This window comes from Lysobacter korlensis (genome assembly GCF_042434515.1).
This window is the reverse complement of the sequence record NZ_JBHLTG010000005.1, coordinates 392,856-404,187: the sequence shown is the minus strand read 5'-3', so window position 1 is coordinate 404,187 and position 11,332 is coordinate 392,856. Positions and strand designations below refer to the sequence as shown.

The following is an 11,332-nucleotide window of genomic DNA, read 5'->3' as shown; positions in this document are numbered from 1 at the left end:
CATCACTCTATTCGGAGCCGTCGAACCAAACGCTGGGCCCGACAATCCCTCACCCGCTCGAAGCGACCAGGCGCGGGGGCCGGGCAACGCAAAAGGCCCGGCTGCACAGCCGGGCCTTCGACGTCGATCGTGCGTCGTGCTACTTGACGGCAGCCTTCAGCTTGCTGCCGGCGCTGAGCTTGACACCCTTGCTCGCCGCGATCTCGATGCTCTCACCGGTCTGCGGGTTGCGGCCGGTGCGGGCGGCGCGCTCAGTGCGCTCGACAGCGAGGTACCCCGGGATCGAGACCTTGTTGCCCTCACTCACCGTCTTCGAGACCACGTTGAAGAAAGCGTCCAGCATGCCGTTGACGGCACCCTGGCTCTGACCCGACTCTGCCGCGACTGCGGCAACCAGCTCGGTGCGGTTCATCTGTCCTCCTCGGACGTCGTGTTATGGAATTCGGTCCGACGGCGCGTAGGCACGCCGAACATGGGTCGAAACTACCAGCTTGACTTCGTAATGCCAGGCAATTCGCCCCGGTGCGCCATTTCGCGGAAGCGAACGCGCGAGATCCCGAACTTGCGGAGGTTTCCGCGGGGGCGTCCGTCGATCGCGTCGCGGTTGCGCAGACGCACCGGCGAAGCGTCGCGGGGGAGCTTCTGCAGTCCGACGCGAGCCGCCTCACGGGACTCGTCCGTGCCGTTCGGGTCGATGAGGGCCTTCTTCAGCTCCAGGCGCTTCGCCGCATAGCGGTCCACGATGATCTGGCGCTGCTCGTTGCGGGCGATCTTGCTCTTCTTTGCCATGGATTACCGCTCCTCGCGGAAGTCGACGTGCTTGCGGACGACGGGGTCGTACTTCTTCAGCACCAGACGGTCAGGGTCGTTGCGACGGTTCTTGCGGGTGACGTAGGTGTACCCGGTGCCCGCGGTGGAGCGGAGCTTGATGATCGGACGGATGTCCTGCTGCTTGGCCATCAGATCTTCTCCCCACGCGCGAGGATGTCCTTGACCACGGACTCGATGCCGCGCGCATCGATCACCTTGATGCCCTTGGCGCTGAGCGTCAGGGTGACGTTACGGCGCAGGGACGGGACGTAGTAGGTCTTCTTCTGCACGTTCGGGTCGAAGCGGCGCTTCGTCCGGCGGTGCGAGTGCGAAATGTTGTGACCGAAACCGGGAACGGCTCCGGTCACTTGGCAGACAGCTGCCATGACTCCTCCAAATACCGCGGAACTTCTTCTCGTTCCGCCCAAGATCACTTGTCGGCACGCACAACACCGACTCGCGAGGAGAAGGGATTTGCGCACAGGGTCCGTGCGGGTGCGCACAGCCAAAGAGAAATCCTACGTGGCCGCGCGGGTCCGCGCAAATATGGGGGAGCAGGGCCGGCTCAGCGACCGGCAGGCCCTCGCTTCTGCGCGCAATCCGCGCAGACGCCGAAGATGTCGACGACGTGGCTCGGGTCGGTGAAGCCGTGCCCGACCGCAACCTCTCTCGCCCACGCCTCGACGGCATCCGCCTCGATCTCGACGGTCTTGCCACAGCTCCGGCAGATCAGATGGTGGTGGTGGCTGCCTGGCGTGCAGGCCCGGTAGAGGCTCTCGCCCTCCTGCTGCAGCGAGTCGGCCTCACCCTCCTGAGCCAGGTCGTTCAGGGCACGGTACACGGTCGCCAGACCGATGGACGACCCGCTGTCGCGGAGCGCCGAATGAAGCGTCTGGGCGCTGACGAAGCCGGGGGAGTCGGCGAGTGCCTCCCGCACCGCGTCCCGCTGCCAGGTCTTGCGCTTCATGCGTTCGATGCTACCCGGGCGACCTGCCGGCGCTGCCGGCCGGGGGACCGGCGCCTGCGACCGACGACCCGGCAGACGAGGTAGATGGCGAAGGAGATCGTGGTCACGAATGGACTGATCGGCAGCCCGCCGCCGAGGGCCAGGAGGATCCCGCCGACCATCGCCGTCACGGCGAACACGACGCTGAGCAGCGGCGTCAGAACGGGGGAGGCGGTGACCCGCATCGCGGCCGCGGCGGGCGTCACCAGCAGCGCGAGCACCAGAAGCGCGCCGACGATCTGGATGGACACCGCGACGGCGAGCCCGAGAAGGATCATGAACCCGATGGAGATCCCCGTCACCGGGAGTCCCCGTGCACGTGCGACGTCCGGGTCGACGCTGGAGAAGCTGAGGGGCCGCCACATGACCAGCAGGCAGAGCAGGACCAGGGCGGAGATGGCCAGGAGGAGGCCGAGCTGCTCGTCGCCGACGGAGACCACCTGTCCGGTGAGCAGGCCGAACTTGTTGGCGCTCCGCCCGGGATAGAGGGCGAGGAACAGGATGCCGAGCCCGAGCCCGAACGGCATCAGCACCGCGACGATGGAGTTGCGCTCGCGGGCCCGCACACCGACGAGCCCGATCACCAGGGCCGCGAGCAGGGATCCGACCGTGGCTCCCAGCACGACATTCGCGCCGAACAGGAGCGCGGCTGCGGCACCGGCGAAGGACAGCTCACTAAGGCCGTGCACGGCGAACTGCAGATCGCGCTGCATGACGAAGATGCCGATCAGCCCGCCCACGACCCCGAGAAGCGCACCGGCGTAGATCGAGTTCTGCACCAGCGCGACCAGCTGCTGGTACTCGCCGAAGTCGAAGTTCACACCAGCCACCCGGTCATCAGTGCTCCTCCTCCAGGTGGTGCCCGTCGTGGTCATGTGTGCCGAACCCGTCGGGAACGCCGAGCACGACCACCCGTCCCCGGTTCCGCAGCACCTCCACCTGGGTGCCGTACAGGTCGGAGAGCACCTCCGACTGCAGCACCTCATCGGGCGCGCCGATCCGGAATCGGCCACCGGCGAGGTAGAGCACGCGGTCGACCATTCCGAGGATGGGGTTGACGTCGTGGGTCACGAACACCACTGCCGTGTCGAGCTCGCGGCGCTTGCGGTCGATCAGCTCGCTCACCGCGCGCTGGTGCTGCAGGTCGAGCGACAGGAGCGGTTCGTCGCAGAGCAGAAGCCGCGGCGTTCCCGCGATCGCCTGACCGACGCGGACACGCTGCTGCTCCCCGCCGGAGAGGGTGGCGACCGGAGCGTCGGCGTACTCGTCAGCTCCGACGGACTCCAGGATGCGGTCCACCTCGGCGCGCAGAGCGGCCGTGGTGATCGGCAGGCCCCACCGGTGACCGTTGATGCCGAAGGCGACGAGGTCGCGTGCCCGCAGGGGTGTGCCGGGGTCGAGGAGCTTCTGCTGCGGGATGTACCCGATGCTGCGGCTGCCGTGGCGCACGGGGGAGTCGAGGAACCGGACCTCGCCCTGGGTCAGCCGCTGCTGGCCCAGGATCGCCTTCAGCAGGCTGGTCTTGCCGGTGCCGTTCGGACCCAGCACAGCGATGAACTCGCCGGCGCGGACATCGAGGTCCAGCCCGCTCCACAGCGTCCGGTCCCCGAACGCGAGGCTCGCCGACCGGAGGCTCAGCACGACGCGACCGCCTTGGGCACGGTCTTTCGTCGACGGGTGCACGGGTTCCTCCGCGAGAGGGATGCGGGCTGTGCCGGCTCCCAGGTCAGTGATCCTCGTCATCAGTATCACCCGCCGAGCGCGGCCTGGAGCTCCGCGAGGTTGCTCTCCATCCACTCCAGATACCCCACCCCGTCGGGAAGCGTCTCCGTGAGTGAGACGACCGGAACACCGGCCGCGCTCGCGGCATCCCGCACCCGCTGCGTCACCGGATCGGTCGTCTGCTCGTTGTGCGCGAGGAGCGCGACCGAGCCGTCGCCGAGGCGGTCGAGCGTCTCCTGGAGCGCGACGGGGGAGATGTCAGAACCTTCTTCGACGGCTTCGACGAACTCGGCCGGCGTCACGTTGTCGAGTCCCAGCTCGTCGAGCAGGTGCTCGGCGACCGGCTCGGTCACCATCGCGGCCTTGCCCTCCGCCGTTTCGTGGATCCCGTGCGCGACCTCCTCCAGGTCCGCGATTCGTCCGGCGAACACGGCCAGGTTCTGCGCATACGTCTCGGCGTTCCCGTCATCGAGAGCGCCGAGCTCTCGTGCGATGGCCTCGGCGATGTGCTCGACCGCGTGCAGGCTGTACCAGACGTGCTCATTGAAGCCCTCGATGTGTCCGTGGTCTCCGTGCTCCTCGTCGGCGTGCTCCTCGTCCTCGAGCAGGCCCGATTCGTCCACGGCGGTCACCACGACGACGTCTGGGGCACCGGAGGCATCGAGCATCGTGTCGATGAACGGGTCGTAGCCACCGCCGTTGGCGACGACGAGGTCCGCCTTCGACAGCGTCAGCTGATCCTGCGTGGTGGCCTCGTAGCTGTGCGGGTCCTGCGTCGCTCCCGAAATGATCGACACCACGTCCGCGGCGCCGCCGGCGATCTGGCCGGCGATGTCGCCGTAGACGTCCGTCGACGTCACGACCTGCAGCCGCCCGCCCACGGCTTCGGCATCACCCGGCGACGCGGCGCACCCGGTCAGAACGAGTGCGGTGGCGACGAACCCGACCGGGATGAGGTGACTGCGTACGTGCATGGCGTTCAAGCTCCGGCTCCGTGGCTAATGATTACGGTTATCACTAGCGTAGCCCAGGAAGCCGGCGATGTGTGCTCGCCAGAGGCAGGCGGGGTTCAGTCGAGCAGCAGCGCGGGCTCCTCGACGATGCTCGCCACGTCGGCGAGGAAGCGGCTGGCGACATCGCCGTCGACGACGCGGTGGTCGAAGCTGGCGCCGAGGGTGGCGACGGAGCGGACGAGCACCTCGCCGTCGACCACCCACGGCTTCTGCTTGATGGTTCCGAGCGCGACGATCGAGACCTCGCCCGGGTTGAGGATCGGGGTGCCGGTGTCCATGCCGAACGATCCGAGATTCGTGATCGTGATCGTGCCATCGGCCATCTCGGCCGGCTGGGTCTTGCCCTCGCGCGCGGTGACGGTCAGCTGCTCCAGCGCCTGCGCCAGATTCAGCAGTGACATGGTGTGCGCGTCCTTGACGTTCGGCACGATGAGGCCGCGGGGCGTGGCCGCCGCGATCCCGAGATTGACGAAGTGGTGGATGATGATCTCCTCATCCGTCCACGTGGAGTTCACCGTCGGGTTCCGGCGCACGGCCCAGATGATGGCTTTCGCCATGATGAGCAGCGGCGACACCTTGACCCCCGCGAAGTCGGCCGAGTTCTTCAGCCGTCGCACGAACTCCATCGTGCGGGTGGCGTCGACGTCGACGAAGACGCTGACGTGCGGGGCGGTGAACGCGCTGTCCACCATCGCCTTCGCGATCGCCTTGCGGACCCCCTTCACCGGGATGCGCTCCTCGCGCTCGGCCGGCCAGTCCGGAGTGCGCACGTTGCGGAAGACGCTCACCTGCTGCGAGCTGCGCAGGACGTCTTCCCGCGTCACGTCGTTCGCCGGCCCGGTCGGGGTGACGGCGGCGAGGTTGACACCGAGGTCCTTGGCGAGACGGCGGACGGGCGGCTTGGCGAGCACCGGGCCGCCCGCGGGACCGCCCTGCACGCTCGGCGCAACCGCCGCGGCCGGCGCGGTTTGGACCGCCTGGGCGGGGACCGGGGCGGGTGCCGGGCGCTCGGCGGGCTTCCGGCGGCGGGAGACGCCATGCGTCTTGGCGCCGTAGCCGACCAGGTTCGCGGGCGACTCCTCCTTGGAGACCGTCGCGGCCGTGTCGGCGGCGGCATCGGCGACGACTCCGTCGACCGCAGTGGCGGACGGCGCACGCGTCGGAGCTGCGGGCGCGCCACCGGCGGTGTCGATCGCGATGATGTCGGTGCCGACCTCGACCGTCGCGCCCTCGTCGACCAGCAGCGCGCTGACCGTCCCGGCGAACGGCGAGGGCAGCTCCACCAGCGACTTCGCGGTCTCGATCTCGACGATCACCTGGTTCATCGTCACCGGGTCGCCGGGCCGCACCCGCCATGCGACGATCTCGGCCTCCGTGAGACCCTCGCCGACATCCGGGAGCGGGAAATGTGAGGTGGCCAAGCTGGCTCCTTCGGCTAGTAGGCGAGCGCGCGGTCGACCGCGTCGAGAATGCGGTCGGCGTCCGGCAGGAACACGCTCTCGAGCTTCGCCGGCGGGAAGGGCGCGTCGAATCCGGAGACCCGCAGCACCGGCGCCTCGAGCGAGTAGAACGCGCGTTCCGTCACGGTGGCGGCGATCTCCGAGCCGACGCTGACGTTGCCGTGCGCCTCCTGCGCGACGACGAGACGCCCCGTCTTCTCGACCGAGGCGAAGAGGGGGTCGTAGTCGACGGGCGACAGGGAGCGGAGGTCGACCACCTCGAGGCTCGTGCCCTCGCTCTCCGCGATCTCCGCCGCCTGGAGGAGCATGGCGACCATGGCACCGTGGCCGACGAGTGTCGCGTCGGTGCCCTCGCGGACGACGACGGTGGAGTGCAGCGGGGCGGTCGGCTGCTCCAGGTCGACGACCCCCTTCGGCCAATAGCGGCTCTTCGGCTCGAAGAACAGCACGGGGTCACTGGAGGCGATCGACTGCTGGATCATCCAGTAGGCGTCCTGGGGCGTGCTCGGGCTGACCACACGCAGGCCCGGCGTGTGGGCGAAGTAGGCTTCCGGGCTCTCCTGGTGGTGCTCCACGGCGCCCACGTGCCCGCCGTAGGGCACACGGATGACGACCGGGAAGCTGGCGGTGCCCTCGTGCCGGGAGGTGAGCTTCGCCAGCTGCGAGGTGATCTGGTCGAAGCCGGGGAAGATGAACCCGTCGAACTGGATCTCGCACACCGGGCGGTACCCGCGCATCGCGAGTCCGATGGCGGCCCCGATGATGCCCGACTCCGCGAGCGGGGTGTCGAGCACCCGGTTCTCGCCGAACTCCGCCAGGAGTCCCTCGGTCACGCGGAAGACACCGCCGAGCCGCCCGATGTCCTCGCCCATGAGGAGCACCTTGTCGTCGTCGGTCATGGCGCGGCGGAGGCCTTCGTTGATTGCCTTCGACATGGAGAGCGACGTCGTCATGCTGCGCCCCCCTCGGCATCCGCGTACCGCTGCTCGTATTCCTCGAGCCACGCCTTCTGAGCCTGGGTGACGGGGTGCGGATCGGTGTAGACGTGATCGAAGATCTTGTCCGGCGTGACGCTGCCGAGGGCGAAGGTCTTCTTCCGGACGTCCTCCGACAGGTCCGCCGCCTCCTCGGCGACGGAGGAGAAGAACGCGTCGCCCTCGCCGCGGGAGCGGAGGTAGGCCTCGAAGCGGGCGAGCGGGTCGCGCTCGACCCAGAAGGCCATCTCCTCGTTGTCCCGGTACTTCGTCGGGTCGTCCGAGGTGGTGTGCGCGCCGATCCGGTAGGTGAGCGCTTCGATGAAGCGCGGACCGCCACCGCTGCGCGCCGCGTCGAGGCTCGCCGCGGTGACCGCGTAGCTCGCCAGCACGTCGTTGCCGTCGATCTGGATGCCGGGGATGCCGAAGCCCGCCGGCCGCTGATACAGCGGGATGCGGGACTGCCGGTCGACCGGCACGGAGATCGCCCAGTGGTTGTTCTGCAGGAAGAACACCTGCGGGGTGGCGTAGCTGGCGGCGAAGACCAGCGCCTCGCTCACGTCGCCCTGCGACGTCGCGCCGTCGCCGAAGTAGACCATCACGGCCTCATCGTCCGGGTTGCCGTCGAGCTGCACGCCCATCGCGTAGCCCGTGGCGTGCAGCACCTGCGAGCCGATGACCAGCGTGTAGAGGTGGAAGTTGTTGTGCTCCGCCGGATCCCAGCCTCCGTGGCTGAGCCCGCGCAGCATCTCGATGATCCGCATGATGTCGACGCCGCGGATCCGGGCGACGGCGTGCTCGCGATAGGCGGGGAAGATGTGATCCGTCGGCCGTGCCGCGAATGCGGAGCCGACCTGCGCCGCCTCCTGGCCGACGCTGGGAATCCAGATGCCGAGCTGACCCTGGCGCTGCAGGTTGCTCGCCTCGAGGTCGACCGCTCGGATGACGGCCATGTGGCGGTGGAAGTCGCGCAGCTGGTCGTCGGTCAGCCGTTCGACGTAGGGGAGGAACTCCGCCGCGTTCTCGGTCGGCGCGAACCGCCCGTCCGCCGAGAGCACCTGGACCGTGGCCTCGGTGTAGGACATTGGTCTAATCTAACGCCCACCCTGAGCCGACTCTGTCAGGGACCCGACAACCTCAGCCGCCACCCGTAGGAGTGTCTCCACAGACGATTCCTCCCCGATGGTCACCCGGATCCCCTCCCCGGAGAAGCCCCGGACCACCAGTCCGGCGTCGGCGAAGCGGTCCGTCGCCTCGTCGGTGCCGGCCCCGGTGGCCAGCCACACGAAGTTGCCGTGCGGCTGGGGCAGCCGCCAGCCCTGCTCGTCGAGCCCGCGCCAGACGCGGTGCCTGGTCCGCTGGATCCGCCGGACACGCTCCAGGAGCTCGTCCTCGTGGTCGAGGGAGGCGAGGGCGGCGCGCTGGGCCGGCTCGGTCACCGACAGCGGGATCGCCGCGGATCGGGCGGCCTCCAGCACATAGGACGGCCCGACCGCGTAGCCCACGCGCAGGCCCGCCAGGCCATACGCCTTGGAGAAGGTGCGCAGCACGACGAGGTTCGGGTGCTCCGGCAGGAGCGGGATGCCCTGGACGGCATCCTCGTCTTCGACGAACTCGATGTACGCCTCGTCGAGCAGAACCAGCACGGTGCGCGGGATGCCGGCCATGAACCGGTCGAACTCCTGCCGGGTGATCACGGTGCTGGTGGGATTGTTGGGGGAGCAGAGGATGACGAGCCGTGTGCGTTCGGTGACGGCGGCGGCCATGGCGTCGAGGTCGTGACCGGCATCCGGGCGGTTCGGCACCGGCACGGCGGTCGCCCCGGCGACGACGACGAGTCCCGGGTATGCCTCGAAGCTCCGCCAGGCGAAGACCACCTCATCGCCAGGTCCCGCCGCCGCGGTGATGAGCTGCGCCAGGATCGAGACGGAGCCGGCGCCGACGTGCACCTGGTCCTCGGCGACACCGTGCTTCTCGGCGAGCCGGCCGCGGAGCACCGTCGCACCGGCATCCGGGTACCGGTTGATCGACGATTGGGCGATGGCGTCCAGCACGGCGGGAAGCGGCTCGTGCGGGTTCTCATTCGAGGAGAGCTTGAAGCCGTCCGGCCGCGCCGCGCGCCCCTGCCGGTAGGCGGCGAGCGCGACGATCTCGGGACGGAGGCTGACCCGGGTGTCGTTCACCAGATCAGCCTAGGCCTGCCCCGAGCCGGTCGAAGGGGGGTCGTTGCACCCCGTCGCCGGCGGGCGGCATAGTTGGACCCATGAAGCGATTCGTGGTGCGGCTGCTCATCAACGCCCTGGCCCTGTGGCTCACAACGCTTCTCGTCGCCGGGGTGAAGGTCGTGCCGTTCACCCCGATGGGGGCTGATCCCGGCACCGAGGGCGGCACCCTCGAGGCGGTTCTCACCTACCTGCTCGTGGCGCTGATCTTCGGCATCGTCAACGGCGTCATCGGCAACTTCATCCGTGTGGTGGCGTTCCCGATCTACGTGCTCACGCTCGGCCTCATCGCACTCGTGGTGAACGGACTGCTGCTGCTGCTCGTCGCCTGGATCTCCGACCTCATCGGCTTCGGGCTGGAGGTCGAAGGCTTCTGGTGGGGCGTGCTCGGAGCGCTCGTCCTGGCGCTGTTCAGCTGGATCATCGGCATCGTGCTGCGGCCGTTCGTCGGCCGCGACTGACCGGGCGTCACGCGCCCGGGATCCGGTCCGACCGGTAGAGGGTGGCATCGATCCGCTCTGCGCCGGAGCCGAAGGCATTCAGCCATGCGGCCGCGGATGCGACGGCAGGGGAGCGCGCGGCGTCGAGGAGCCCGGCGGTCGACCGGTACTCGACGAGCCCGTGAGCCGGCACCGCCACGTCGGGCGGAAGCTCCCGGCCGGCGAACGCCTCGCGTCGCACGACCAGCGGACCCAGGTCCGTGCGATCCCCGCCGAATGCCGGCACCAGGTCATCGGTGTGCTCCACCTGCACCGCAGGGAATCCCTCCGGCACCTCGATCCGGCCGACCGGAGCGCCGAACGTGACCAGTCCATGCGTGTTCCAGTCGCCCGACGCGGCGAGCTGGGTGGCTAGGAGGCCGCCCTGCGAGTAGCCGGTGAACACCACCTCGCTCTCCGCAGTGATCCCGGAGCGTCGCATCGCCTCCTCGGCGGCCCGCAGCGAGCCAGGTGAGAGCTCGGCGACCGCGTGCAGGTTGCTGGTCATGTCCCATGGCTCTTCGCCGCCGAGGAGGCCGGCTGCCCGGGTGCCGCCCAGGAACACCTCGAACCGGTCGGGCGCCGCGCGGAATGAGTACCGCTCGATGCGGATCTGACTCCGTCCGCGCGGCACCCGGTCCGCGCGGTCCCGGAATCCGGCCGGAGGCGCCGCGGCGGGGGTGTGACGAACCGCCTGCACTTCGACCGGGCTCTCTCGAAGCACCCCGAACCGGGTCGCGAGCGCGACGACCATCGACGCCGTCCCGGTGAGCCCGACGACATCCGCGCCGCCCTCGCCGAGCAGCCCCGCGAGACCGGTCGGGGTCCGCAGCATCCCGGCGCCGAAGTCGTCGGCGTTCAGCACCAGCGAGCGCAGCAGTGAGACCGCGACCGGATCGGTCAGCGCACGGCCGTGCCGCTGGAGCCCGCGCGACAGGCCGCCCGCTGCCCGCTCGGCACCCTCGGGGTTCAGCAGCGCGCCGAGCAGCAGGCCTGCGGCACCGGCCGTCGCCAGCGGGAGAAGTGGCAGCAGCAGCGCCGGAAGCCAGGCGCCCGCCCGCTCCGCCAGAAGCCCCTCGAAGGCCCTCGACAGACGCACCGCCCGCCGCTCCAGTTCGCCGTAGTTCTCTGCGGAACGCTGCAGCGCCACGGCGAGCGCTGCGGCTCGCGCGGCGGCGCTGCGGAGCGCACGGCTGGCCTCGGCGAGGTCGGCGGCGGACTCGGCGGCGGCGACGCCCGGGTCCGCGGGCACGGCGGCGACCCGGATCGCGGCCGCGTCGGCGTGGCTCGCGAGCGTCCGGAGCTCCGCCACCATGCGGAAGAGCGCCTCGGTCGCCACAGCGACACTGCCTCCGCCCGAGAGGAGCAGATCATCCGTGGTGGTCACCTCACCGCTCCGCCGGGTCGTGCTCGGCCCGAAGTTCCAGCAGTGCGCGGCTCCGCTCCCGGTCGAGCGAGGCCGCTGCCGAGTGGAGCAGTCCGGGAAGCCCGCTGAAGGCCTGAACGAAGGCATCATGGGCAGGTCCCCGCCACGATGAGAACGCGGCGCCGTCCGGAAGCATGCGGACCGCGATCCGCACGTCGTCGAGCGCGCGCTCCAGGGCGATCAGCCGATCAAGCCCCGCCGCCATGGTGTGCCCTTCCCC

General features: G+C 69.7%; 15 protein-coding genes. 1 reads left to right on the top strand and 14 read right to left on the bottom strand.

The features are described from left to right. Positions 1-139 precede the first annotated feature (139 nt). From ACFFGH_RS21355 to ACFFGH_RS21300, 12 genes are all read right to left on the bottom strand, one after another. Positions 140-412: an HU family DNA-binding protein gene (locus ACFFGH_RS21355; protein WP_386672077.1), complete on the bottom strand. Its 273-nt coding sequence runs from the start codon at positions 410-412 to the stop codon at positions 140-142. Positions 413-483: 71 nt separating this feature from the next. Next, on the bottom strand, positions 484-789 hold the full coding sequence (gene rpsN / locus ACFFGH_RS21350; RefSeq protein ID WP_386672075.1) for a 30S ribosomal protein S14: 306 nt from the start codon (positions 787-789) through the stop codon (positions 484-486). Positions 790-792: 3 nt separating this feature from the next. Continuing rightward, positions 793-960, bottom strand: a complete 168-nt coding sequence (gene rpmG, locus ACFFGH_RS21345; protein WP_089916186.1) for a 50S ribosomal protein L33 — start codon at positions 958-960, stop codon at positions 793-795. After that, the gene (rpmB, locus tag ACFFGH_RS21340) at positions 960-1,196 is read right to left on the bottom strand and encodes a 50S ribosomal protein L28 (protein WP_092550451.1); all 237 of its coding nucleotides are present in this window, start codon (positions 1,194-1,196) and stop codon (positions 960-962) included. Before rpmB ends, rpmG begins: the two co-directional genes overlap by 1 nt. A 179-nt stretch (positions 1,197-1,375) precedes the next feature. Further along, positions 1,376-1,777 (bottom strand): Fur family transcriptional regulator, encoded by a 402-nt coding sequence (locus tag ACFFGH_RS21335; protein ID WP_386672072.1) that lies wholly within the window; start codon positions 1,775-1,777, stop codon positions 1,376-1,378. Continuing rightward, positions 1,774-2,691 (bottom strand): metal ABC transporter permease, encoded by a 918-nt coding sequence (locus ACFFGH_RS21330; protein WP_386672070.1) that lies wholly within the window; start codon positions 2,689-2,691, stop codon positions 1,774-1,776. The genes ACFFGH_RS21335 and ACFFGH_RS21330 overlap by 4 nt, the downstream gene beginning before the upstream one ends. Continuing rightward, complete coding sequence (locus tag ACFFGH_RS21325; RefSeq protein ID WP_386672068.1) at positions 2,654-3,559, bottom strand: metal ABC transporter ATP-binding protein; 906 nt, start codon at positions 3,557-3,559, stop codon at positions 2,654-2,656. Before ACFFGH_RS21325 ends, ACFFGH_RS21330 begins: the two co-directional genes overlap by 38 nt. Positions 3,560-3,564: 5 nt before the next feature. After that, positions 3,565-4,512 (bottom strand): metal ABC transporter solute-binding protein, Zn/Mn family, encoded by a 948-nt coding sequence (locus tag ACFFGH_RS21320; RefSeq protein ID WP_386672423.1) that lies wholly within the window; start codon positions 4,510-4,512, stop codon positions 3,565-3,567. A gap of 95 nt (positions 4,513-4,607) precedes the next feature. Next, complete coding sequence (locus ACFFGH_RS21315; RefSeq protein WP_386672066.1) at positions 4,608-5,972, bottom strand: dihydrolipoamide acetyltransferase family protein; 1,365 nt, start codon at positions 5,970-5,972, stop codon at positions 4,608-4,610. 14 nt (positions 5,973-5,986) lie between these two features. Further along, the gene (locus ACFFGH_RS21310; RefSeq protein WP_386672064.1) at positions 5,987-6,964 is read right to left on the bottom strand and encodes an alpha-ketoacid dehydrogenase subunit beta; all 978 of its coding nucleotides are present in this window, start codon (positions 6,962-6,964) and stop codon (positions 5,987-5,989) included. Continuing rightward, on the bottom strand, positions 6,961-8,070 hold the full coding sequence (locus ACFFGH_RS21305) for a thiamine pyrophosphate-dependent dehydrogenase E1 component subunit alpha (protein ID WP_386672062.1): 1,110 nt from the start codon (positions 8,068-8,070) through the stop codon (positions 6,961-6,963). Before ACFFGH_RS21305 ends, ACFFGH_RS21310 begins: the two co-directional genes overlap by 4 nt. 9 nt (positions 8,071-8,079) lie before the next feature. Then, positions 8,080-9,168, bottom strand: coding sequence for a histidinol-phosphate transaminase (locus ACFFGH_RS21300; RefSeq protein ID WP_386672060.1), 1,089 nt, complete (start codon positions 9,166-9,168; stop codon positions 8,080-8,082). Positions 9,169-9,248: 80 nt separating this feature from the next. Between ACFFGH_RS21300 and ACFFGH_RS21295 the strand changes: the two genes are divergently transcribed. After that, a complete protein-coding gene (locus ACFFGH_RS21295) occupies positions 9,249-9,668 on the top strand; it encodes a phage holin family protein (RefSeq protein ID WP_386672058.1) in 420 nt (139 codons plus the stop codon). 7 nt (positions 9,669-9,675) lie between these two features. On the opposite strand, the gene ACFFGH_RS21290 is transcribed toward ACFFGH_RS21295, so the two are convergent. After that, positions 9,676-11,073 carry an alpha/beta hydrolase family protein gene (locus tag ACFFGH_RS21290; protein ID WP_386672056.1) on the bottom strand — a complete coding sequence of 466 codons (1,398 nt, stop codon included), beginning with the start codon at positions 11,071-11,073 and terminating at the stop codon, positions 9,676-9,678. Position 11,074: 1 nt separating this feature from the next. Continuing rightward, positions 11,075-11,317 (bottom strand): hypothetical protein, encoded by a 243-nt coding sequence (locus tag ACFFGH_RS21285; protein WP_386672054.1) that lies wholly within the window; start codon positions 11,315-11,317, stop codon positions 11,075-11,077. Positions 11,318-11,332: the final 15 nt, after the last annotated feature.